Source organism: Achromobacter sp. JD-1 (assembly GCF_038594925.1).
GTDB lineage: Bacteria > Pseudomonadota > Gammaproteobacteria > Burkholderiales > Burkholderiaceae_B > Achromobacter > Achromobacter spanius_C.
Genome location: NZ_JBCGCS010000037.1, coordinates 1 through 19,781 on the forward strand (window position 1 = coordinate 1; position 19,781 = coordinate 19,781).

Consider the following 19,781-nt stretch of genomic DNA (forward strand, 5'->3'; position numbering starts at 1 on the left):
TGGCCGCGTTCTGCGCGTGGCCGTGGCTTCGGAACTGGTCGGATTGCTTAGAACCCAATGCCCTCGCATTTGCAGTGTCAGCGTCAGTTCCGGTAAACCGGCGGAACATATCGCGCAGGTCTGGAACGCGGAACGTGTCGGCGTCGAGGTTGACGAAGTAATGGCCGCCTCGGCGCGCTTCCCAATTGGCCTGCGTCAGCACAAGGCCATTTTCCTGCGCGTATCCCCATAGGGCTGCATAAGCGGACTTCTGAAGAATTCCGCCTACCGCGTCTACTTCGCTCGCGAGTGGCGTGACGGTGTGGCCGTCCAGAGGGCGGCCGCAAAGGGGCGACCGATAGCCGGTATAGAAGCTGGTGGAGACCCAGACCCAGACTTCCGCGACTTCAGCAACCAAGACCGGCCCGACGTTGGTCGTTGGCAAGTTGGTCAGGGACACGGCGGGTATGCGCGCATCCAGCGCCGCCTGCAGGCCGGTCACTCGCGGGATATCCGAACGAGCGAAAGCCAGGTTGCTGAGCGCAGCGACTTGGGAAACCGTCTCAAACGCGGTGACCGGTTCCACCTTCCAGCCGCTTGCCCAGCCCGCAACGGATGCCTCGGTGGCGTTGCCCTTCGCCATCACCTCCGACACGGTCACGGACGGGTACGACCAAGCCCTGTTCAACTCGCCCAGCCAGATACACAGGGCGCCGTTCGAGTCAGACCCAAACCGCACGGGCATGTCTGATCCGACGCCGCCGGCAAGTATCGTCGCTCCCTGCCGACCCCATACCTTGCTGGTCTGAGCATAGCCATGGATCAGGATCGTCACAGGCGGTCCATCAGCCAGCGACTCGAAGATCTCGACCCGAAGACGGATCATCGTGTTTGCATCGACCGCCGCTGCCGGCAAGGTGATCTTCATTGCACCGGTGACGGTGGCGGTGTGTGTCGAAAATCCGCCGCCGGCCGGCAGCACGACATGCGCCGTTTGACCCGATGTCGAATTGGATCCGTACTGGCTACCAAGAGCCGCGCCAGCTCCCAAGACGATCGGCCCACTGACATTTCCCCCCGCCTTCGGCAGCGCCTGAATGTCTTCCAGCACCTGAGCCGGCGTGCGCGATGCCAGCGCGCCCGAGCCCGCACCCGTCACATACGAACCTGCAGCGACGGCCCCCAAGCCCGTGCCGCCCCGCGCCACGGGCAAGGTACCGGTCTTCAGGTTGCCGGCGTCCAGGTTTTGCAGCGCATAGCTCAGCGCGTCAAAGCCCGTGGCCGCCAGCGGTCGGCCCGTGACCGCCGCCAGGCCGTCCAACTGCTTGTACAGCCAGGCCAGGCGTTCGTCGGTGGTCTGCTGCACCTTGTTGAATTGCTCGACCGAAGGCGGCACGGATCCGATGAATGCCCAACCCGCCTTGTATTGCAGGTCGGTAATGCCTTCGGTCAGGCCGTTCTGTGCCCAGGTTGATTTGAAGAGGTCGAAAAAAGTAGGGTCTGCCATCAGTAAATCCCTCGCGCCAGCACGCCGACGCCAAAGCCAAAGAAACCTTGCTCGCGAAAGCCGAAGGGCTTTTCGGTCGAGCCGGTGATGAGTTGCACGCCGACGCCGGCGGCTTGGGGCACCCACTTGTAGGGGTTGGCCATGAGTGGGTCGTTGGGGCCGGGTATGCGGCTGACCCAGATGCGGATCTTTGCGTTGCCGGCGTTCTGCACCACGACCCGCGTCACATCGAAGATCGGCTTGAGCGAACTGGCGATCTCGGGCGTGGTGCCGTGGCCGTTGTTCAAGGCGATCTTCCAGTACAGCAACTTGCGGTATTCGGCATCAAGCAGCGTGGTGGACCCGGCCAGCGCGCGCTCGTTGGCGCGGCGAAACCGCGCTACGCCAAAGCTGCCCACATTCGGCTGCCCGTCGAAGCCGAAGAATCGGATGTAGATCGCTTCATCGATGACGCGCGGCAAGCCCACGATCTCGCCGATGCCATCCAGCTGCCTGCCCACCGCCGTATCCAGCCAACGGTCTTCGTACAGCGCGCGCAACGCGCCTTGCAGCCCCTGGGCGGGTTTGAGCAGCGCCTTGACCAACGCTTCCAGCCGCCGCTTGGTTTGAAACTGCCCCAGCCAATGGCCCCAGGCCACCTGTGCATGATCTTGGTTCAGATCCATCACGCCACCTCGATGCGCGACAGATCAAACGCCGCCACCTGAAAGTCCTGGATCGTGACGTTTGCCGCGAGATAGTCGGCGGGCGTCGGCCTGAAGGCGGGATCGGTCGAATAAGCCAGCGTCAAATCCACCGACGTCAGCCCCGGCGTGCGAAAAATTGCGCCGTACAACCGTTGCAGGACAACGTCCTCGCCAATGCTGAAGCCTTCGCCTACCTGGGCCAGGCTGTCGGCAATACGCTGAAAGCCATCGGGCGGAAACGCTTGTTCCGACGGCGGCAACAAGGTGGTGGCGCAGCGCAGCCACAGATAGACGCGTTCGGGCCGGTCGAAACGGATCACCTGGTCCGCGCCGTCCGCGTCCTTGACCACCACCCGGCGCTGCCCGTGAGTGTCGATGCCGGCCGCCACCACACGGAAGATGGCGTCGGCCACTTCGTCGTCCAGGCCGCCGTCGGCCACCACATGCACGCTGTGCGGCGGCCGGCCCAGCGCATCCGGCGTGTCCGTGCTGTTCGTGAAGACTTTGACGGTACGCACGCCGGCCACGCGGTCGCGCACGTTGGGGGCAATGCTGGGTAGCGTGGCCGCGCCCAGCCGGAACAGGCCGGTCGGGTAGCGGGCGCGCAACTCGGCGGCGGTTTCCGCCAGGCGGCCCGCCACGCCGTCTTGCAGGTTGTTGACCGCCTCCCATCCGTCGACCTGCGTAATGATTCCGTTCAGGTCTCCCACGGCGGCGCCTTCGGCGGACGCGCCGATCGTGGTCACCAAGGCGGGCGCCCCCAGACGGATCAAGGACAAGCTGGCCGACCACGCAAATGCCACGGACTGGCGGCCGTCGGAATGGATCCGCACGGCGACGCCATCGCTCGAGACCTCCAGGCCGCTGGCGGCCAGCGCCGCCACCAATCCCGCCAGCACCTGGGGCAGATTCGCGGTGGTGCCGCTGGTGTAGGAATGGTCCACGCCATCGATCGATACCGTGTACGCGGTATGCGGGGCAATGGCGGGCTGCAACGTCACATCCGCCGCCGCGCCGGGCAAGATCCGCGTGGCGCTGTCCAGCGCCCACACATTCTGGCTGACGCGATGCCGCACTTGCGCGCCCGCCGGCACCGTCGTGCCCGGCGTGCCATACAGCACCACATAGGCTCGCGAGGGTTCGTCGCGGTAGCGCGATACGCCGGTGAACGACACCGAGCGGTCCAGCGACACGCCCGTCGCCGACCCCGGGTACATCGCGTAGTACACGCCTTCGGCCTGCTCCCACAACGTGGCTTCGCGTTCCGCGAAGGTGTCGATCAGCAGGCCGGTAATACTGTCGGGGCGGGTTTCCACCGCGCCATTGAATCCGGCGGATTGCATGCGCGCGCGCAGGTCCGCCACGATCTCCTGGCGGATTTCGGGCAGGCGCGGGCGTACGAACCCGTCCGGTGTGACACCGTAGGCCATAGGTACCTCAACAAAAATAAGGGAAAGGAAGGGGCTAAGACGTACTTGATGAGCTGCGGGACGACGCGCCCGAAGACGCCCCCAGCAGCACCACGCGGTCCAGCCGCCCGTAGGCGGTGTCGGCTTGGTAAGTGACCCGCAGCACACGCAGTTGGCGCTCCATCTGCAACTGCATTGCCTGCACCTGCGTCACGCCCGGCACCGCGCGGATTCGGGCGCGGAAGATGGCTTCGATGCTGGCGCGGTCGGGCGACTTCACCAGCACGTCCTCGAAGTACGGAACACCGAAGCTGGTGTCTAGAAACCACTCGCCCATGAAGGCGAGCAAGGTGGTGTTGATCTGCTGCGCGATACGCTCGGCGCCATCCACGAACGACGCGCGGCCAAGCAGGTCCAGGTCCAGATCGTGGTCGGCGGACAAGGCAAGGTCCAGGGTCATCAGATTGGCCCCTCGGTCGTGCCGCCCGCGTAGGCGTGGCGATGCGCGTCGCCGATGCTCTTGCCGTTGTGCGTGATCGCGCCGCCTTCATAGGCCACGCCGCCACGGATGCGCATCGACGCGCCGCCCTGGCCGCCCTCGCCCGACATGCCTTGCGTATAGGTCAGCGGCCCGTTGATCGTGACCGGGGTGTTGAAGGTGGCTTGTTCCGCTTGCACCGTCCAGGTCTTGACTTGAAACGTCAGGTCGCCCGCTGGGGATAGCTTCAACGTACCCGGCCCGTACTGGATGCTGACATTCTGCGTATCGGCCGCCATCGTGCCCGGCCGCAGCAGCGGCGAGGCAAACGCGTCCGACAAATCAAACTGGCGCGGGTCATCCGGTGGGCCGTTGTCGCCCGCCAGCCAGTTCTCCAGCGCGCGGGCCGAGAACGACAGTTTGATCGCGTCACCCGGCGCCAGCGGCACCGAGATCAGCGCCTGCGCGCCGTTCACATCGCCCACCGGCCAACACACCGGCACGCGCACCACCTGCGGCGGCGGCAAGACGTCGCCGTTGGCCAATCTTTTGGCCAGCGCGGGGCGGGCCGTGACGAAGGTGCCGTCATAGGTGACGACTTCGCCCGGCAGCGTCGTGTAGACGTCCGCCAGTTCCGTGGCGATAAGCCGGCGGATAAGGGTTACCGCATTGCTCATGACTGCTCCTTCTTTGTGGCGGGCGGATGAGGATCTACCAGCGTCAATTCCGTTTGCCAGTCACCGCCTTCGCTATCGCCTGTATGGCGCACGGTTTCCGCGCGTTGAAACGCTTCTACCGAACGGCTTTCCAGCTTGACCAGATCACCCGGGCTGATGGTCGGCAGCAACAGCGACTTGACCTTCCAGCCGTCGCGCTGCTGCTGGCCGCTGGCGGGCGTGGCCGTGCCGGCAGGCGCCGCGACACCCGCCTGCCCCGGCGCCTTTGCCTTCGATTTCGCCTTCTCGCTGGCTGCCGCCCGGGTGCGTTCGGGTTGACCCAGCAAGCCGGTATCCACGGCCAGCACAACGGCTTGGCGCCGCGTGGTGCCCAGCCGCTGCACCACCTGCAACTGCTGGTTCTGGATCGACCATTCCAGCCCGGTGCCCTGCGTAACCTTATGCAGCGCCGTGCGTGCCGCGCCGTAGAAGGAAAAGCCCTGCTCCCACCGACGGTCGGGCGCATCGTCGGCCATGATCAGCGGCAGACCCATCTGCCGCGCAATGTCGCGGATGATGTCGCTGGCGCGCGCGCCAGGCCCCAGGCCGATTGAAATCGCCGTGTCGCGGACTTCGACATAGCCGTCCTTGACCGTCAATTCCGTCACCACGTTCGGCTGGTCATAGCGGGTATACGCATACACGATGCTGCCGGACGCCATCAGCAAGGGGCCGCCCTCTTGCGCATAGCCCGCGTACAGCACGCAGCGCAGGCCGGGTTCTTCCAGCGTGCGGCGGGTTTGCGCGGCCAGGTTGTACACGGTGATCTTGGCGTCGTTGGACTCTTCGGCGGCAGTCTTGGCAATGTCGAACGTCATGCGGATGGGCGGGACGATCTCCAGGCCTTGCCCGCCGGGCTTGCCGACAAGCAGCCGGTAAACGCGGTCAAACCTGGCCATTGGCCACCTCGTCGGCGTTGACGTAGAACAGCGCCACCTCGCTGGACGGCAGCGCCGCACGGCTGATGGTGTCGCGGCGGTCGGGCGCCAAGGCCACCAGTTCACCGGCGGGCACGGCCAGATGCCGGTATCCCGCCAACAAGCGGGTGTCCGGCACCACAACAATGCCCGCCACGATCAGTTCGTTGTAGGCGTTCTCGATGGACAGCACCCATTGCTGCGCCTCGTTGTTCCAGGACAGGCGCAAAAAATAAGTCATGCCGTCCAGCTCCATTTCGGTAATGCTGTCGTTGGCGTCGGGAACGAGTATCTGGATCATGTGTTGAGGATTCCTTTCGCGTTGAAAACATCGTGCTGCTTCTGGCTGGCGGGCACGCCGTTCTGCTTACCCGCGTTGGCCTTGGTGGTGCCGGCCTTGCCCGTTGCGCTGCCCGAGGTTTTTTCCGGAGGGATATCTGCCTGCCGCAAGGTCACCTTGCGGATGCGCTTGAAGCTGGCGGATAGTTCGAAGCGGTCGCCGGCGCCGTTGCTACGCCCGATGGAGCAGCTTTCCATCACGAAGTCGGCGTAAACATCCAGCCCGGTTGTGATGGTGATGGGCAGGCGGTCCGCGTGGATCTTGCGCAATGCGTCCTTGGCGCCGATCAACTTTGACCGACCGGCGCCCAAGGCCGTGCCGCGCAGACCGCCCAGCAAGCTGATGTCAGCCGCCGTCACCCAGCCATCAAGCGTCAGCTGCTCGGAGTCCGCCACCACGTGGTCCGTCACGGGCGGGCCGTCTTCCACGGCAAACGACGTCGCGCGGCTGGTTAGCGTGGTCTTTTCGTTGACCAGCGCGTCCAAGGGCAGCGTCCCGATGCTGCTGCCGCCGTGCCATCCGAAGATCATGGAAACAAAGTTCATTGCCACTCCTATGGGGGACTCTCGACGCCGGGCGTCACGTCATACGTCTGCGACAGGCTCTGATAACTGCGTTGGTGGCCCTGACTCACGCCATCGGCCACCGCCTTGCTCACAACATGAGGATCGCCAGCCGGCACGTTGACGACGATATTGTTGAGGCTTTGGTAGTTGGATGGCGCGCGCCCGAGCAGCGCCTTGGGGCCGACCACATTGGCCGGAGGCACGAGCGGAAGCGAAACGCCGCTTGCCACGGCCCACCATGCAGCTTGGTCGTTCGACAATGCGCCCGAGTGCATGCCATGTGGCATGCCCTGCTGCCCTCCCGGTGGCAAAGCGTCCATCACCGACGCCGGTGCCTCGGATTCGGACTTAAACACGTCTGGCAACAAGCTCAGGAACCAGTCCTTGGCCACCTTAAGCTTGTCCAGCACCCAGGTCTGGATGGCGCCGCCGATCTGTTTGATCGTGGCCATCATCCGCCCGCCCATGTTCGAGAAGAACGTCCACAAGCCGTTGAACGCCCCCGCCCAATGCGCGATGGCGCCGTCCCAGTCGCCCTTGAAGACGGCCACGACGCCGTTGACAAGCTCGGTCCAGAACTGCCAGATAGCCTGGATATATTCAATGACCGGCCCCAGGAAGGAATCGAGGGCCATCGCCATCAGCGCATCCCAGGATGCCGAGATGTACGCCTTGATCACATCCCAGTTTTCCCAGACCTGCCACAGCGCAACCGCCAGCATGCCGATCAACGAAATGATCCGGCCGATCGGCGTCATGGCAAACGCGTTCCACAGCATCGGCACGACGACTCTTGCCAGGTTCAGCAAGAATCCGCCGACCGGGGACAGGATCTGCCACAGGCCATAGGCCAGCACGCTGGCGCGCCGCAGCCAGTTGCCCAGCGAGACCAGCCCGATGCTGGCGCCCGTCAGTGCCAGCAGTTTGACGACCGCGTCAATGTTGTCGGCCAGGAACAGGATCGACGCCGTCACCCCGTTCAGCACGCTGCGGCCTGCCGGCAAGGCCTGGCCGACATAGCGCTGCAAGGCGTCGTTGAACACCGTCATCGCTGCCGTGATGGACGCGGGCGCCGCCTCGGCTTCCGCGCGCATGGCGGGCAACTGCGATTGCAGCGCGGGCAAGGCGCGGTCGGCGGTGACCTGGCCGCCTTGCACCTGCTGGCGCAACTGGCCGCGGTCCACATTCAGGCCGGCAGCCAACGCATCCTGCATGCGCCGAGGCAGCGCGTTGTATTCCTCAAGGCCCAGCCTGCCCTGTTCCACCATCTTCAACAGCGCCGCCACGACACCGCCCCGGTCCTCGGCCGGGGTCTGCGACAAGCGCATGGCCAAGGCCACGGCCTCGGTGATACCAGCAGCGTCACGCGGGGAACGCCCGTGGTCTTGCAGCGTCTGCGCGGCCCGGGCATAGGTGTCGACGTTGTCGGCATACGGCGTGCGGCTGGCGCGCGACACGCGGACCAGGTCGCGATCGGCCTCGGCCGCTTGCGCGCCCGACCCCGCTGCTTGCCGCAGGCGTTCCTGGATTTGCACCCAGGCGTCGATGTCGCTCAGGATGCGCTTGAGCGGCGATGCGCCAAGCGTCAGTTCAACGACGCCGCGCAAGCCACTCAGCGCGGCCGCGTGCTGGCGGGGCGCCGGGATGCCGCCTTGCGGGCGGACCACAGTGCCTTGCGACTGCAAGCTTGTTGACTGCCGGCGCGTTGGCTGGCCGCTGGTTGGCTGGCCGCTGGTTGGCTGACCGCTTGTTGCCGGTCTGCTTGTCGCCAAGCCGCTTATCGCCTGCTGCGTGCTCACCACGCTGGGCAACACGCCCGCCAACGCGCGGCGCATGGTGGCGCTGGCCTGCACGGTTGCGTTAGCCATGGATTTCAGCATGGCTTCAAACGCCTGCTGGTAAGCCTGCAAGCCGCTTGTGTCCACCTGGTAGCGCAGCAGCGTCACCACCTCTCGTACCAAGATCATCATTACCTCGCCTTGTTATCTGCCGCAGCCTGCGCGGCCTGCTGGGCATCCATCAGCGCATTGAGCTTCAGGATGTCCAGCAGATCGATGTCGCCGCGCTTGGCGGCGTCCAGGCTGACATGGCGGGCCAGGATGGGCCGCCAGATGATCAACTCTCTTTCGAAGCCTGCGTCGAACCGCCCGACAGGCTCGCCAGCTTCGCGCGGGCCGGACCAAAGCGGCCGGCCCAACGCGCCAAAGGGCCGGCGAAGTTGTGCTCAAGAATGTGGAACAACAGCTCCAGGATTTCGGCGTAGTCGGCAAAGGCCAGGCCGCGATGGGCGGGCGTCAGCTTCTGGGGCTCGCGACCGGCCAGCTCGAAGCTGACCAGCTCCGGGTCGATCAGGCGCTCAGCCCAACCGCCCAGGGCGTCGCCGCCCAGCTTGGCCGACAGTTCCCGGAACGCGTCCAGCATCGCGCTTTCGTCGCGGCCTTCGCTGGCGTCCTCCACGTTGAACACGGAATTCAGCATCGACCCGGCGGCCGGCAGCACTTCCTTTTGCAAGTCGCCCAGCAGCTTCAACTGTCGGAACGGGTCGAAGCGGGAGATCCGGAAGATGGTGGTGCCGATGGTCACTTCCTTGACGGCGCTCATCAGGTATTGCCCCCGATCACGTTGATGGCCGGACCGGTCTCGATCGTCCATTCGCGGCTGCCCACCTTGGCGCCGTAGCCGGCGTCGGGCATCTTGACGATCCAGGCCGAATCCGAGGCGTGCAGCGACGTGCCGCGCAGGTCGGTCACCGACACCGGCACGGCGCCGTTGCCCTCGGTGGCGCGGTCGGCCTGGTGCAGCGCGGTCAGCGCGGCATTGCTGGCGCTGGTCTGCATCAGCGTCAACGTGATGCGCAAGCGAGAATCGCGCGACATCGAGCGCGCCACCTCGCCGTCGACCCCGACAACAGAGGCGATGCCTTCGCCGATTTCAGCGACGGTGACAAAGGTGTCTTCGGCAAGCCCGGAGATAGGCAGCGCGCCCATCACGATCTTGACCTGGTTGGGTGCGTAGGTTTTGACAGACATGGATAGGCCCCGATTACAGTTGTTGGTAGGTAAGGTTGCCCTTGATTTCGGCAACATGGATGGCGCCGGCAAGGCGGGCGCTGAAGCTCAGGTCGCGCAGGATGCGGTTGGCTTTGTCGTTCGTCGACACGCTGGCCGCGCGCGGCACGTTGATGACGAAACCAGGAATCTTGCGGCCCGCGTCATCGATTTCATCGGGCGCGACCAGGCCCCGGCTCTGGCCCAGCAGCAGCGCCTGTCGGATGCCGTTGACCAGCACCTGGATGCCGGCGTCGGTGTACGGCACCTTGCCGTTGGCGTTGATCAATTGCGACGCAACGTTGATCTTCACTTGCTCGGCCAACCAGTCGCGGCCACGGATCACATCGATCCATTCGCCCGCCGCGACCTTGCCGTTCTGCGTCACGGCAAAGTTGCGCATCTGCTCGAAGGTGTTGGCGTTCTTGGCGTGCGCGGCCAGTGCCTGGCCTTCGGTCAGGCTGTCATAGCTGACGCCCGAGAGCCGCGTGTTGGCCCACGTCTCGCCACCCGGATAGAAGGTGAAGCGGTTGGCGGCAACGGCAGCATCCAGCGCTTCACTGGCAGCCTGGCCGTGGTACCAGACATGGGTGCGGAAGAACTGCTTCTGCTGGCATTGGGACGCGATGTCGTTGGACGCGGCGGCATCGATGATGCCGGCTTGCGCGCTGGACACGCCGAACAGGCGCTCGTTCGATTCCACCCACTCGGCGGCGTCCAGCACATCGGCTTCGACACGGCTGGCCAAGGCCACGCCGTACCAGTCGCCGTTTTCACGCAGGCAGGCGTTCAGCGCGGCCGACGGGGTTTCGGTGCTGACCGGCGCGGCCAGTTGCAGGTTGCCCTTCACGGCGATGGCGACGGCTTGGCCGGTCTCGGCGGCGGTGACCGTGACGTCGGCGCCCGTGGCGGCTGCCGTTACCGGCGCGTCGGTGTCGGCGATGGCGGCGGCCAATGCGGTGGCAAGGGTCTGGGGCGTGCTGTCGGTCAGGCCCGACGTCGCTACGTCACGCTTCTGGACCGCGCCTTGCGCATCGCGCCACGACAACGACACAAGGTAATCGGACACGGCGGCGCGCGTGACGGTCACGCGGGACGCATCCACCTGGCGGCGGCCAACGAAAACGCGCGCCACCGTCGGAATCTGCTTGAACGCATCGCGCACGGCGATGTAAAGCGGGTCGGTCGGCGCCATGCCCATGTCCAACAACTCGCCCGGCTCGGTCAACGCCAGGATGCGGTTGACGGCCAGCGCGTGCGCGCCAAGGATCAGAAGGTCAGAAAAATTCTGCTCCTTGATCGCCGTGGTGTTCAGCGAGATCGCCACATTGACGATCCGGTCGATTTTTGCCATTTGCGGCTCCAAAAAAAAACCGCCCAAAGGCGGCGGGGACTGCGTTAAGAAGGCCGGGACGCTAGGGCGCCGTATCGGTCTTCGCGGAGAAAGTGGTTTCAAGGGTGGGCGTGGCGCCGCCCGTCGTCGTGATCGTGCCGGCCACCGTTTCAATGACGCCGACAAAATCGGTATAGGTCTGCGCGTAGCGGATGCCCAGTTCAAGCACGCCCAGCCGCTCGCTTGCCGCGCCAGCGCTGTCAGGCGCCACGCGCTGTATGCGGCCAGCCTCGAACAAGGCCAGGCCCAGCGCTTCGGCCTGCTCTTCATAAGCGGGATGGCGCAGGGTCAGGCCCATCTTGTCCAACGCGCGATACGCATCAACGCCAACGCTGCGCAGTTCGACGAAGGCATCGCGGTGGTCGTGCACCGGCTGGTTGCCGTCATCATCCACAAGGCCCATCTCAGCAGGCCCGGTCTGCACCCAGCGCACGGCCATGGCGATATAAGGCGGTGAGGGAACGGCTTCGGTGTCATCGGAAAGCACTACCGGCACGCCACCAGCTGCGGCGCTTACCAGCGTAAGGATTGCGTTATCGGGCGTCATGTCGGCGATTAAATGGTTGGGAAAAACAAAAGCCCGCGAACCGTTGAAGGTAGGCGGGCTGCATTTCGTGTGGGCGCAATGCCCCGCGGCTATTGTCTCAAATCCGGTCCCAAATGCGCAGGGTTTTTATGAAGTGCGTGTCCCAATTCCGACCACGCATAGGTCGCGGATTTTGTATTGCCGCCGCAACGATGCACATGGCCGGCATCCAGCAAATGGTCCAGCACCCGGCGTGCGCCGCGCCGCATGGCTTCTTGCGAAGCCGGCGTCAACGGCATGCCACGGCTGACATGCCGCAGTATCTCGGCCATTCTGAATTTCCGGCCCGGATACGCCGCCAGCAGATCAATGACCTCGTGCGCGTACTTCATTTGAATTCCCTCCAGACCTGTTGCTTGAAACTACCCAGCGCCACCTTGTAGTAAGGCAGCGTGACGCCGATGGCGCGGCATGCTTTTTCCTGGCGCAGATGCGCGGGCAGGTCTCCGTAGTCGGCGCGGCGCGTGGTTTCGGCCTGCACCACGCGTCGTTCAATAAGCGGCAACGCTTCATACAGGGCATGCACACGGCGCGCGCGTTCATGATTCACCGGAATGCGTAGCGGCTCATCGTCGTCATCGTGACCCGGCAGCGGCGGAAACGCGCACAGGTCGGGCGCGTCTTGCGCCATGCGGCGCGGGCCCGGCCAATCGCCTTCCCATTGCGATCTTGCCCAATTGCGAATTTCGTCTTCCACCCAACGCGGTAAGCCTGCTTGCGTGCTTGCCCTTGCTTCCATTGTCTTGTTGCCTCGTGTTTGTTTGCGGATCGCGTGACCACTTGGGTGTTCCGCTGCGTGTTCCGCTGACTGTCCCCGTGTCATGTAGCCTCCGGCTTGTTGGTGTGCCTGGCGTGCGTCAGCATCTCGGCGATGGCCTTGGTGGGATGACCGCCAAGCGCGATGCGTGCCTCCCATCGATCAATCCATTCGCGATGCGACCGGCTGCGCGGCTCCAGCAGCTTTCCCGCCCCCATTTTTTTCAACGCAGCCTCGGCTTGCGCGCGCGTGGCCAACGTCTGGCCTGGCGCGGGCAGCGCGGCGCGCGGTGGTGGAATATCGGGCCACGCACCTCGGCTTAGCTCTTCGGTCAAGGTTCTTTCCCACCTTGCCTTGATGGCGCCGTAATTGCTGTTGAGCAAATCCACCGTACTGACGCCAACCGCCGCCCAATACACCGCCGGGTGCGACCAATCACCGGTCTCGCCGCGCCGCCGCGCCGACACGCCGCGCACGGCTTCGTGATAGGCCAGCTCGGGGATCAGCCACGGGCAGCACAGCTTCAGAAATTCGGGCAGCGTGGGCGGCCACTCGCGCGTCAGGCACGCCGTCAGCCCTCGCCTGACTTGCGACTCGGTCAGCCCCGACAACTTTTGATTCCAGGAATCCTTCAACTCGCGCGGGGTCAGGCCTTCCCATTGCTGCGCGAACTTCGCGCCGTACAGCAGGTGCATTTCATTGACAACCAGCGCGCCCAGATTGATAGAAGATTCAGCGACTTGCATCGATCACCCCCATGTCGATCTCGCCACGCGCCCGGCCTTCGGCCAACACGCTACGCAGTTCGGAAGACCAGTCGGCGCGTTGCCGTGCGCGGCTGCTTGCGGCGGCGCGCGGCATGTCTCGCGGTGGATACAGGCCCAGATAGCCGCTGGCGATGCTGTGGGCGATGACCGCGCTTGCGGGGATGCCTTCGGCTTGGTAGCCCGCAAGCTGTTGCAACTGCCGCCGTGCCCCCTCTTCCGTAATTGGCTTCTTGCGGGCTTTGCGGTCCGCTGCCCAACTGATCCAGTCAGCCCGGTCCAGCCATTCGGGCAATGCAATGGCCGTGGCGTCAAAGCCCACATTGCGCTTGCTCGGCGCGGGCTCCCGTGTTTTCTGGTTTCGGGTTCCTGGTTCTGGTTCTGGTTCTTGGTTGGTTGCACGGGTGTTCAACGGCTGTTGCTCCGCCTCGCCTTCCGTCGTCGCCTTCACTGCCGTCTCCTCCACCGCTTTCACTTGCCGGCCAGCTTGCCGCGCCCGCTTGGCCGCGCTGGCCTTGCCGGCCGCGGACTTCGCTTCCTTGTTGCCGTGGTAGCGGGCAATCTCGGCATCGCAACGCGCATGCCGCCAGCCTTGCTCGGTGTCCACGAAGAATTCGCTCAGCACCTGAACCACCGCGGCCCGCTCTTCGTCTGAGCGCGCGATCAACAAGCGGCAGAGTTTTTCGACGTCCGCGCACAAGGGGGCTTCGGTGTCGTAATAGAGTTCGATCAGATCGCGATAGACGCTGCGTTCGATGCGCGTCAGGTGCCGCGTGGCGCTATTGAAATCGCCAATGTGATGGGGGTAGTAGTTCATTGCGCCTTCAGCCCTTCGGCCAGCTCCGGCCAGATTCGAATGCAATCCGTGGGACGCAAGTCGCGCCGGGTAACCCAGCCGCACGTGGCCAACTCAATCAAGGCGCAATGCTTGACCGGCACCGGCCGGCGCCCGGTGCGCCACTGGTAGACCAGCGCGGGCGATACCCCCACGCGTCGAGCCAGCGCCGCAGCGGTAATGGCCCCCTCGCACTCGAAATAGTCATGTAGGTTCATTATCAAAACTATAGCGACGCTACATCTTATTAGCAAGCCATGCTATAGTTTAATTTGCATAGCATTGCTATATGAAAATGTGGACTATCGAAGAGGAAGCCGCCGCGCTGCGCGCACGCTTTGAAGGCGTGAACCGCGCGGCTTTTGCTCGCGACCACCAAGTGAAGGGCGGCCAGGCGATGATTTACCAGCACATCACTGGCCGCCGCCCCATTGGGATTGAAGCGGCCATGGCCTATGCCGAAGGGTTTGGCTGCACGCTGGCTGCAATCAGCCCGCGCTTGGCGGCCGAAGCCAAAAAAGCCGCGTCGTTATCGGCGGCGGCACCACTTGCCGCCCCGGCCACTGACGTGGCGTGGCCCTTCCCTTCGGTACCACAATCGCTGATCAAAGGCTTGGCCGACGATCAGCTCAAGCGTCTGGAAGGCGCGCTGCTATTGGCGCTGGGCCAGATGGGCGTCAAGACGAAGGCGGCGGCCGCGCAATCCAAGTCGCCGCAGTCCAAGCGCGGCGCGCTTTTGAATGTCGACGCCGTCGCCGACGAATTTCCCATGGCGCCGGTATCGGCAGCGCCCTGGGATCCGGACGGCGTCACCACGCATCAGGCTGAACGCATGCAGGCGCTGCGCATCAGCACCGCGGCCAACGTCGGCCACGTCCCCCACGCGGGCTATTCCGCCAATGACCAGGAATTCATGCCCATCCCCGAACTGGATGTGCGCCTGGCCGCCGGCCGGCTTGGCATCGAGAACTATCACGAGACCGAGATCGGCGAAATTCTGCTGCGCCGTTCGTTCCTGGAATCGTTCAAGCTGCCGATCAACCGCATGAAGATCGTGTATGCGCAAGGCGACAGCATGGAACCGGTGATACGCAACGGCGGACCCATGCTGTTCTTTGAAGACCCCATCACCGACCCGCGCGAGATCGACCCGCGCACGGTCTACGCCATCAACCATGGCGGCAAGATGATCGTGAAGTGCATCGCGCGGGAACGCGAAGGCGGCTGGCTGGCCAAGTCCTTGAACCCGGCCTATGCACCTTTTGCGCTTGAGAAAGAAGATGGGTGCGAGGTTCGCATCGTCGGGCGGATCTTGTGGTCGCCTTATGATTTGCGAAATGGGGTGGACGAGCGCTTGCTGTAGGGGTACGCCGAGGCTACACCTTTTAGGGGGCTTGCAGGTGCAGCCCCGGCGATACCTTAGTTCGCGGCCTTGTAGCGATTCCGCAAGTCGCGGATCTGATCGTGATTGCGCACAACGCCAGCATTCTGCCGTTCCACGATCACGCGAATTTCTTCCGGCAGCGGTTCCTTCAGCGCGTCAGAATAAGCCGCCTTCGCCACGTCCTCGCCACGTTCGCATTCTTCCAAAATGGCAAGATCGGTGCGCCCGGCCACGGCGGCCTTCAAGTTGGTCCAGCCGCGATGCACCGCACCCGCGACCGTGCCGCTGTCCTCGGGCACGCCGCCCAACTGCGCAATCACGGTCTGCAATTCCGCGGCACCCGCCGCGCAATCTTGCGCCCGGTTCCTGAATAGCTGCTGCAACTCGGGGTTTTTCGTGTCATCGGCCGCGGCTTCAAAGCCCTTCTGTCCGTTCTTCGAGGTTTCGATGAGGTGGTTCAGTGTCTTGATGACGTGATCAGCCATGTCCGGTCTCCTAGAGGATCTATCAAGCCGCGTGGGCGGCCTGGGAAACATGACGACAGCAAGTTCCATTCCCGGACGGGCTTTGAGTGCGGGCGGTTCGACAGCCGGAAGCTGCAGCTAGATATCGAAGTCGAAGCGATACACAGGCACAGGCCCGCCGTCGCTTCAGACCTCGCCTTGCATCGCAGGCCTGGCCTTGATCGTGCTCAGCCATGCCTGCACCTTCGGATGGGCGGCCACCGGCGCGCCCAGAAAGGCGGTGTAGCCGACCACCGACGCCACCACCAGGTCAGCCAGCGAGTACTGGTCGCCCACCATCCACGGCTGGCGCGTCAGATGCGCATCCAGCAGCCCCAACAGCGAATCCAGGTCGGCGATGGCCCGCTCGGCCTGGCGGGCATCGCGGCTTTGCTCGTCGCCGTGGGCGACGACATACAGGCGCGAGACCACCGCGCCATACGTCACGTAGGCCCACGTGCACCACGACATGGCGGCCAGCCGCTGCGAAGTGCCGGCCGCGGGCCACAAGCCCCGTTCGACGCCCCAACGTTCACCCAGCCACAGGTGGATGGCCAAGGCTTCGAACAGCGGCGCACCGTCCACGGTCAGGGTCGGCACCTTGCCGTTGGGGTTCAAGGCCAGGAATTCCGGGCGGCGCTGCTCGCCGGCCTGGATATCCACCTTGACGCGTTCGTGCGGGACCTGCAGTTCGGCCAGGGCGCAGGCGATGGGGGAAGCGCTGGACTGGGGGTACCAATGGAAAACGATAGACATGGACAAGCTCCGGATTGGGGGGGGAGTGCCGCGGCCCCATGGCCGCTGACGACGGACGAACTTTAAAATCCATTGCGGACAGCTTCCGCCCTTGATACAGGCTATCGTTGCCCGATGCTCAGTTCCAGCAACCGCCTCCTGCGCCTGCTTTCCCTACTGCAGACCCGCCGCCATTGGGCCGGCGCCGACCTGGCGCAGACCCTGGCGGTGCATCCGCGCACGCTGCGCCGCGACATCGACCGACTGCGCGAACTGGGCTACCCCATCCAGGCCAGCAGTGGAGTGGCGGGCGGCTACGCCTTTCGCGCGGGCAACGCCCTGCCGCCCCTGCTGCTGGACGACGACGAGGCGCTGACGGTGGCCATCACGCTGCGCACCGCGGCCACGGGCACGGTCGGTGGCGTGGAAGAAGCTGCGCTGCGCGCGCTGGTCAAACTAGAGCAGGTGATGCCCACGCGCCTGCGCCACAAGCTGGACGCGCTGCGGTCGGCCATCGTGCCGCTGCCGAGCCGGGGCCCGATGATCGATGCGGGACTGTTGGCCGCGATGGCCGCCGCCTGCCGCGACCAGTTGCGCGTCAACTTCGACTACGCGGACAGCCGCGGCCAGCCCAGCACGCGCCAGGTCGAGCCGCAGGGGCTGGCGCACACGGGGTATCGCTGGTATCTGGTGGCGTGGGATCCGGCGCGCGACGATTGGCGCACGTTCCGACTCGATCGAATCACCGGCGCGGTAACGCTGGGCGCGCACTTCGCGCCGCGTCCGCCGCCCGAAGGTGGCGACCTGCGCGCCTATGTGACGCGGGCGGTGGGCCAGGCACCCAACGCCGAAGAGGCACGCATCGTGCTGCATGCGCCGCACGCGGTGATTGCCGCGCGCATTCCGGCGTCGGCCGGCCAGGTGGAGGCGTTGGACGATGGCCGTTGCCTGCTGCGCTGCAACGGCCAGTCGCTGGATGCGCTGACGTATTGGCTGCTGGCGCTGGAAGTGGAATTCGATGTGCTGGCGCCGGCATCCCTGGCGCAGCGCTTTCAGATCGCGGGCGAACGGGTCGCCCGCATGCTGCAACGGCGCGATACCGCTACGCCGCAACAGGCAGACGGCCCGGCGGCGGCGAATGACTAATGCTTAGCTGACCTGCTTGGTCTGTTCGGCTTTGGCCAACTGCTGGATCGCCAGCGACTCATCGGCTCAATTCGTGTTAATGCGCCGTAGTTGTTCCGCGTCATGAGTGATCACGGCGTGCGGGTTTTCAAATGGAACGCCGGCGCGTGGTGAAGATCAAGAGCAGTGCCTGACCGATGCCACCAATCGCGGTTCATGCCACCATTGCAGAAACGGCGGACAAGAAAAAAGCCGCTCTAGGCGGCTGAATTCTTTGGGGTGGCTGATGGGGCTCGAACCCACGACAACTGGAATCACAATCCCATGCCAGTGGCCGGATTTCCTTTTATTATTCAATAACTTACGGCCATTCAGTTTTCAACAAGAACTCCCCGTAGCTCACCAATTAATGAGCCTCTCCTTAGGCCCGTTGAAAAAAATCGACGACATCCAGGCCCTCCGACAACAGTCAACCGACCGGCTTGATTGTCGTTTCAAGCCCAGGCCCAGCATCTAGTCCGCTAGCGTCTCCACATCAGTTATCTGGGCACAAGGTTGCCCGTAAGCTGCTGTAACTAAACTGGCTCTGCCCCTTCGGTAGAGCGGTTCTTCTCTCTGCTCCGTCGGGCCCTCGGGCCTCCAGCGAGCCGTTAATACCTGTCGAATCCCAACCGACAGGACATCCCAGGAAAGCTCTCATATGAGGTCGATACCCCATGCGGACGCAATCGCGTTCCGCGGTCAACACGCGTCCTTTGAATTTCCGTCCACGGCGCGCGACGCCCGCCACGCTGCTCGTACTTGGTTCGAAGCAGCCCCCGAGATGAGTCCGGCCCAGTACCGCGACCAACAATTTATGGAGCATTGCAAGGGCAAAGCCGACTCGCCCCTCGAACGCAGAATCCGGCGGGACGCGTTCAAGCAGGCATTCGCTGAGGCCATGGGCCACATCGTGGTGGAGGAGGCGCGGCTTCATGCGCTCCCTGCTTGAACGCCCGATTACGTTCCGCCTGTCTGATGCCGCCCGCCGGCGGTACGAGCAAGCAGCTGCGGATCGTGGCATGACGCTTTCTGCGTACCTGCGGGATCGGCTCGAAGTCGACGACCAGGTCGCCGAACATGTCTCGCAGCTGCGCCTCACCCTGCTGGACAACGCTCCGAACGGGCAATCCGACGCTTCGCTGCTGCCCATCCTCCTCGAACTGTTGCTACTCACGAGGCGACAGAGCCAACCCGGCGAGTTGCGCGCCGTCCATCATGAACTTGAACGGCAGGGCGTGACGCCCCGGACTTTCAAGTAACTCTTAGGATCCCCCATGCAAGCACCCCTTCTGGCGGCCGTCGTCTCGGCGGCCTGCCTTCTTTCGGCCTGCGGATTCGTGCCGCCCGCCCCTCCGACACCCCCGGACTCGGGACGCATCCTGATCAACCATGCGGATCCGCGCACCGTTCTACCGGGTAAATCGCCGACCGCCCTGGCTTCGGCAGACATCCCCCCGATCCCTGTGCCCGAAGCGCCGCCCAAGCTTGAAAGTCCAGCGTCGCCCGCCAGCGCCACGTCGCCGATGGCTACCGATGCAACGGCTGCTACCCCTGGCGCCAGCACCGCCGCGGCGGCGGCACCGGCTGCCGAGACGACGGCACAGACCACTGAGGCGAGCACAAGTCCGCAGCAGGTCGCGGCCGCGCCTGGCCCCGTCATCACCGTGGAGGTCGCTTCGACGGAGCCGGTCGCCGAACCGGAAATCGTGGAACCACCCAAGCAAATTTGGCGCATCAGCCCGCAGGACGGGACGGTCCGCCAAGCGCTCGTGCGCTGGGCGTCCGACGCCAACTGGACGTTTGGGCCTGATCAGTGGGAACTGAATTTCGACATACCGATACAGGCTCCGGCCGAGTTCGAGGAGGCCTCCTTCCGGGAGGCCACCCAGGCGCTGTCCCAGGCGGTAGCGATGAGCGAATCGCCTATCCGCCCCTGCTTCTACGGCAACCGCGTCCTGCGCATGTTGCCCTTCACCCGCAGCTGCAATCGCTCCCCCGCCCCGCAATCCTAG

General features: G+C 64.6%; 26 protein-coding genes. 5 read left to right on the forward strand and 21 right to left on the reverse strand.

The genetic code is table 11. The annotated features are described in order from the left end of the window. The 19 genes from WBR68_RS30090 to WBR68_RS30180 form a co-directional block, all read right to left on the reverse strand. The coding region (locus tag WBR68_RS30090; protein WP_230696094.1) for a hypothetical protein at positions 1-1,486 on the reverse strand (1,486 nt) is incomplete at its 3' end. Next, positions 1,486-2,151 carry a DUF2612 domain-containing protein gene (locus WBR68_RS30095; RefSeq protein WP_127185260.1) on the reverse strand — a complete coding sequence of 222 codons (666 nt, stop codon included), beginning with the start codon at positions 2,149-2,151 and terminating at the stop codon, positions 1,486-1,488. The genes WBR68_RS30090 and WBR68_RS30095, both read right to left, overlap by 1 nt. Then, entirely contained in the window at positions 2,151-3,602 is a 1,452-nt protein-coding gene (locus WBR68_RS30100) for a hypothetical protein (RefSeq protein ID WP_230696095.1), read from the reverse strand. Before WBR68_RS30100 ends, WBR68_RS30095 begins: the two co-directional genes overlap by 1 nt. Before the next feature lie 34 nt (positions 3,603-3,636). After that, positions 3,637-4,041, reverse strand: a complete 405-nt coding sequence (locus WBR68_RS30105) for a hypothetical protein (protein WP_230696096.1) — start codon at positions 4,039-4,041, stop codon at positions 3,637-3,639. Continuing rightward, positions 4,041-4,736: a Gp138 family membrane-puncturing spike protein gene (locus tag WBR68_RS30110; protein ID WP_127185263.1), complete on the reverse strand. Its 696-nt coding sequence runs from the start codon at positions 4,734-4,736 to the stop codon at positions 4,041-4,043. Before WBR68_RS30110 ends, WBR68_RS30105 begins: the two co-directional genes overlap by 1 nt. Further along, a complete protein-coding gene (locus WBR68_RS30115) occupies positions 4,733-5,674 on the reverse strand; it encodes a phage protein (RefSeq protein ID WP_230696097.1) in 942 nt (313 codons plus the stop codon). The genes WBR68_RS30110 and WBR68_RS30115 overlap by 4 nt, the downstream gene beginning before the upstream one ends. After that, entirely contained in the window at positions 5,661-5,993 is a 333-nt protein-coding gene (locus WBR68_RS30120; protein ID WP_127185265.1) for a phage baseplate plug family protein, read from the reverse strand. Before WBR68_RS30120 ends, WBR68_RS30115 begins: the two co-directional genes overlap by 14 nt. Further along, positions 5,990-6,577, reverse strand: a complete 588-nt coding sequence (locus WBR68_RS30125; RefSeq protein WP_230696098.1) for a phage baseplate protein — start codon at positions 6,575-6,577, stop codon at positions 5,990-5,992. The genes WBR68_RS30120 and WBR68_RS30125 overlap by 4 nt, the downstream gene beginning before the upstream one ends. A gap of 8 nt (positions 6,578-6,585) precedes the next feature. Beyond that, complete coding sequence (locus WBR68_RS30130) at positions 6,586-8,568, reverse strand: tape measure protein (protein WP_230696099.1); 1,983 nt, start codon at positions 8,566-8,568, stop codon at positions 6,586-6,588. Then, complete coding sequence (locus WBR68_RS30135) at positions 8,568-8,717, reverse strand: hypothetical protein (RefSeq protein WP_164741192.1); 150 nt, start codon at positions 8,715-8,717, stop codon at positions 8,568-8,570. The genes WBR68_RS30130 and WBR68_RS30135 overlap by 1 nt, the downstream gene beginning before the upstream one ends. Then, positions 8,714-9,199: a phage tail assembly chaperone gene (locus WBR68_RS30140; RefSeq protein WP_230696100.1), complete on the reverse strand. Its 486-nt coding sequence runs from the start codon at positions 9,197-9,199 to the stop codon at positions 8,714-8,716. The genes WBR68_RS30135 and WBR68_RS30140 overlap by 4 nt, the downstream gene beginning before the upstream one ends. Continuing rightward, positions 9,199-9,627, reverse strand: a complete 429-nt coding sequence (locus tag WBR68_RS30145; protein ID WP_050449806.1) for a phage structural protein — start codon at positions 9,625-9,627, stop codon at positions 9,199-9,201. Before WBR68_RS30145 ends, WBR68_RS30140 begins: the two co-directional genes overlap by 1 nt. Positions 9,628-9,640: 13 nt before the next feature. Beyond that, complete coding sequence (locus tag WBR68_RS30150; RefSeq protein ID WP_230696101.1) at positions 9,641-10,999, reverse strand: DUF3383 family protein; 1,359 nt, start codon at positions 10,997-10,999, stop codon at positions 9,641-9,643. A gap of 61 nt (positions 11,000-11,060) precedes the next feature. Further along, a complete protein-coding gene (locus WBR68_RS30155) occupies positions 11,061-11,585 on the reverse strand; it encodes a phage neck terminator protein (protein WP_230696102.1) in 525 nt (174 codons plus the stop codon). Between the two features lie 89 nt (positions 11,586-11,674). Beyond that, positions 11,675-11,956 (reverse strand): hypothetical protein, encoded by a 282-nt coding sequence (locus WBR68_RS30160; RefSeq protein WP_050449803.1) that lies wholly within the window; start codon positions 11,954-11,956, stop codon positions 11,675-11,677. After that, a complete protein-coding gene (locus WBR68_RS30165) occupies positions 11,953-12,363 on the reverse strand; it encodes a hypothetical protein (protein ID WP_127185271.1) in 411 nt (136 codons plus the stop codon). Before WBR68_RS30165 ends, WBR68_RS30160 begins: the two co-directional genes overlap by 4 nt. 80 nt (positions 12,364-12,443) lie before the next feature. Continuing rightward, positions 12,444-13,127, reverse strand: coding sequence for a hypothetical protein (locus tag WBR68_RS30170; RefSeq protein WP_050449800.1), 684 nt, complete (start codon positions 13,125-13,127; stop codon positions 12,444-12,446). Further along, positions 13,114-13,962 (reverse strand): YdaU family protein, encoded by an 849-nt coding sequence (locus tag WBR68_RS30175; RefSeq protein ID WP_230696103.1) that lies wholly within the window; start codon positions 13,960-13,962, stop codon positions 13,114-13,116. The genes WBR68_RS30170 and WBR68_RS30175 overlap by 14 nt, the downstream gene beginning before the upstream one ends. Continuing rightward, positions 13,959-14,198, reverse strand: a complete 240-nt coding sequence (locus tag WBR68_RS30180) for a transcriptional regulator (protein ID WP_127185274.1) — start codon at positions 14,196-14,198, stop codon at positions 13,959-13,961. The genes WBR68_RS30175 and WBR68_RS30180 overlap by 4 nt, the downstream gene beginning before the upstream one ends. A gap of 71 nt (positions 14,199-14,269) precedes the next feature. Between WBR68_RS30180 and WBR68_RS30185 the strand changes: the two genes are divergently transcribed. Beyond that, positions 14,270-15,343: a S24 family peptidase gene (locus WBR68_RS30185; RefSeq protein WP_230696104.1), complete on the forward strand. Its 1,074-nt coding sequence runs from the start codon at positions 14,270-14,272 to the stop codon at positions 15,341-15,343. 56 nt (positions 15,344-15,399) lie between these two features. Here the strand turns inward: WBR68_RS30185 and WBR68_RS30190 are convergent, their stop codons facing one another. Together WBR68_RS30190 and WBR68_RS30195 are read right to left on the reverse strand one after the other, a co-directional pair. Then, the gene (locus WBR68_RS30190) at positions 15,400-15,849 is read right to left on the reverse strand and encodes a PA2169 family four-helix-bundle protein (RefSeq protein ID WP_230696105.1); all 450 of its coding nucleotides are present in this window, start codon (positions 15,847-15,849) and stop codon (positions 15,400-15,402) included. 165 nt (positions 15,850-16,014) lie between these two features. Beyond that, positions 16,015-16,623 carry a glutathione S-transferase family protein gene (locus WBR68_RS30195; RefSeq protein WP_230696106.1) on the reverse strand — a complete coding sequence of 203 codons (609 nt, stop codon included), beginning with the start codon at positions 16,621-16,623 and terminating at the stop codon, positions 16,015-16,017. Between the two features lie 114 nt (positions 16,624-16,737). Here WBR68_RS30195 and WBR68_RS30200 point away from each other — a divergent pair, with 114 nt between their 5' ends. The 4 genes from WBR68_RS30200 (at position 16,738) to WBR68_RS30215 (ending at position 19,781) form a co-directional block, all read left to right on the forward strand. Continuing rightward, positions 16,738-17,748 carry a helix-turn-helix transcriptional regulator gene (locus WBR68_RS30200; protein WP_230696107.1) on the forward strand — a complete coding sequence of 337 codons (1,011 nt, stop codon included), beginning with the start codon at positions 16,738-16,740 and terminating at the stop codon, positions 17,746-17,748. A 679-nt stretch (positions 17,749-18,427) separates the two neighbouring features. After that, on the forward strand, positions 18,428-18,718 hold the full coding sequence (locus WBR68_RS30205; protein WP_230696108.1) for a hypothetical protein: 291 nt from the start codon (positions 18,428-18,430) through the stop codon (positions 18,716-18,718). Continuing rightward, entirely contained in the window at positions 18,702-19,028 is a 327-nt protein-coding gene (locus WBR68_RS30210) for a hypothetical protein (protein ID WP_230696109.1), read from the forward strand. The genes WBR68_RS30205 and WBR68_RS30210 overlap by 17 nt, the downstream gene beginning before the upstream one ends. Positions 19,029-19,043: 15 nt before the next feature. Next, positions 19,044-19,781 carry a toxin co-regulated pilus biosynthesis Q family protein gene (locus tag WBR68_RS30215; RefSeq protein WP_230696110.1) on the forward strand — a complete coding sequence of 246 codons (738 nt, stop codon included), beginning with the start codon at positions 19,044-19,046 and terminating at the stop codon, positions 19,779-19,781.

Coding starts and splice junctions, on each gene's coding strand:
- WBR68_RS30140 (WP_230696100.1), bottom strand. CDS start 9,199: ATGAGCGCCGTCAAGGAAGTGACCATCGGCACCACCATCTTCCGGATC.
- WBR68_RS30205 (WP_230696108.1), top strand. CDS start 18,428: ATGAGGTCGATACCCCATGCGGACGCAATCGCGTTCCGCGGTCAACAC.
- WBR68_RS30215 (WP_230696110.1), top strand. CDS start 19,044: ATGCAAGCACCCCTTCTGGCGGCCGTCGTCTCGGCGGCCTGCCTTCTT.
- WBR68_RS30185 (WP_230696104.1), top strand. CDS start 14,270: ATGAAAATGTGGACTATCGAAGAGGAAGCCGCCGCGCTGCGCGCACGC.
- WBR68_RS30150 (WP_230696101.1), bottom strand. CDS start 10,999: ATGGCAAAAATCGACCGGATCGTCAATGTGGCGATCTCGCTGAACACC.
- WBR68_RS30195 (WP_230696106.1), bottom strand. CDS start 16,623: ATGTCTATCGTTTTCCATTGGTACCCCCAGTCCAGCGCTTCCCCCATC.
- WBR68_RS30190 (WP_230696105.1), bottom strand. CDS start 15,849: ATGGCTGATCACGTCATCAAGACACTGAACCACCTCATCGAAACCTCG.
- WBR68_RS30160 (WP_050449803.1), bottom strand. CDS start 11,956: ATGAAGTACGCGCACGAGGTCATTGATCTGCTGGCGGCGTATCCGGGC.
- WBR68_RS30125 (WP_230696098.1), bottom strand. CDS start 6,577: ATGAACTTTGTTTCCATGATCTTCGGATGGCACGGCGGCAGCAGCATC.
- WBR68_RS30100 (WP_230696095.1), bottom strand. CDS start 3,602: ATGGCCTACGGTGTCACACCGGACGGGTTCGTACGCCCGCGCCTGCCC.
- WBR68_RS30180 (WP_127185274.1), bottom strand. CDS start 14,198: ATGAACCTACATGACTATTTCGAGTGCGAGGGGGCCATTACCGCTGCG.
- WBR68_RS30145 (WP_050449806.1), bottom strand. CDS start 9,627: ATGTCTGTCAAAACCTACGCACCCAACCAGGTCAAGATCGTGATGGGC.
- WBR68_RS30095 (WP_127185260.1), bottom strand. CDS start 2,151: ATGGATCTGAACCAAGATCATGCACAGGTGGCCTGGGGCCATTGGCTG.
- WBR68_RS30110 (WP_127185263.1), bottom strand. CDS start 4,736: ATGAGCAATGCGGTAACCCTTATCCGCCGGCTTATCGCCACGGAACTG.
- WBR68_RS30155 (WP_230696102.1), bottom strand. CDS start 11,585: ATGACGCCCGATAACGCAATCCTTACGCTGGTAAGCGCCGCAGCTGGT.
- WBR68_RS30105 (WP_230696096.1), bottom strand. CDS start 4,041: ATGACCCTGGACCTTGCCTTGTCCGCCGACCACGATCTGGACCTGGAC.
- WBR68_RS30170 (WP_050449800.1), bottom strand. CDS start 13,127: ATGCAAGTCGCTGAATCTTCTATCAATCTGGGCGCGCTGGTTGTCAAT.
- WBR68_RS30175 (WP_230696103.1), bottom strand. CDS start 13,962: ATGAACTACTACCCCCATCACATTGGCGATTTCAATAGCGCCACGCGG.
- WBR68_RS30115 (WP_230696097.1), bottom strand. CDS start 5,674: ATGGCCAGGTTTGACCGCGTTTACCGGCTGCTTGTCGGCAAGCCCGGC.
- WBR68_RS30120 (WP_127185265.1), bottom strand. CDS start 5,993: ATGATCCAGATACTCGTTCCCGACGCCAACGACAGCATTACCGAAATG.
- WBR68_RS30200 (WP_230696107.1), top strand. CDS start 16,738: ATGCTCAGTTCCAGCAACCGCCTCCTGCGCCTGCTTTCCCTACTGCAG.
- WBR68_RS30130 (WP_230696099.1), bottom strand. CDS start 8,568: ATGATGATCTTGGTACGAGAGGTGGTGACGCTGCTGCGCTACCAGGTG.
- WBR68_RS30210 (WP_230696109.1), top strand. CDS start 18,702: ATGCGCTCCCTGCTTGAACGCCCGATTACGTTCCGCCTGTCTGATGCC.
- WBR68_RS30165 (WP_127185271.1), bottom strand. CDS start 12,363: ATGGAAGCAAGGGCAAGCACGCAAGCAGGCTTACCGCGTTGGGTGGAA.